The organism is Frischella sp. Ac48 (genome assembly GCF_019641635.1).
Classification (GTDB): Bacteria; Pseudomonadota; Gammaproteobacteria; order Enterobacterales; family Orbaceae; genus Frischella; species Frischella japonica.
Map to the genome: position 1 here is coordinate 1 of NZ_JAETXP010000039.1, position 612 is coordinate 612.

At 37.7% G+C, this 612-nt stretch carries 1 protein-coding gene and 1 pseudogene; both read right to left on the reverse strand.

The annotated features are described in order from the left end of the window. Positions 1-313: pseudogene (locus JMI89_RS11800) on the reverse strand (hypothetical protein); the annotation flags it as partial. Positions 314-390: 77 nt separating this feature from the next. Continuing rightward, positions 391-612: EndoU domain-containing protein (locus JMI89_RS11805; RefSeq protein ID WP_220680187.1), on the reverse strand; the 222-nt coding region annotated here is incomplete at its 5' end.

Here is a 612-nt window from a genome sequence, read left to right on the forward strand (position 1 = left end):
GTGGATTATCGGGATCTTTATAATCTCCTCCTAAAAAAGCTTTATATTGCTCTAACACATATAAAAGTTGTTCTTTGGTCATAATGACTTGTTGCTCTTCGACGTATTCAGTACCTATAAAAACATAATCTCCCGTAATCAATACCCAGTGAGCATTACCAATGCCAAACATGCCATCGGGGGCTCGGCTGTATTCTAAATCAATGAGATTATTTATCCAAATATTAACTGAGTCAGTGGAGTATTGGAGATCATCTGCTAGCCATGCTGCCACCTCACATATTCCTCGCCCTTGCTTGGGAACCAATCTCATATCTTCACTATATTCTCTGCCTGAGGGCGAAAATCTTTTATAATCTGGTATCCACCAATAATAAATCAATTTATTCATCATTTTGTCTTCCCTTGATAAACAGGCCACGCTGTCGCACCTGTACCATTTGGTTTTTTATAATATCCTTCCATTTTTATTCCACTCGAAGATGTTCCTATCCATTTTTCAGACTCTCCAGGTTTAGGCTTAGAGTTACCGAATGCACTTTTAATTTCCATTTCTGTTTGACGTTTAGACCAATGCTCGGGGAAAAAAGTTGTTTCAGCTTGTTTTTTATA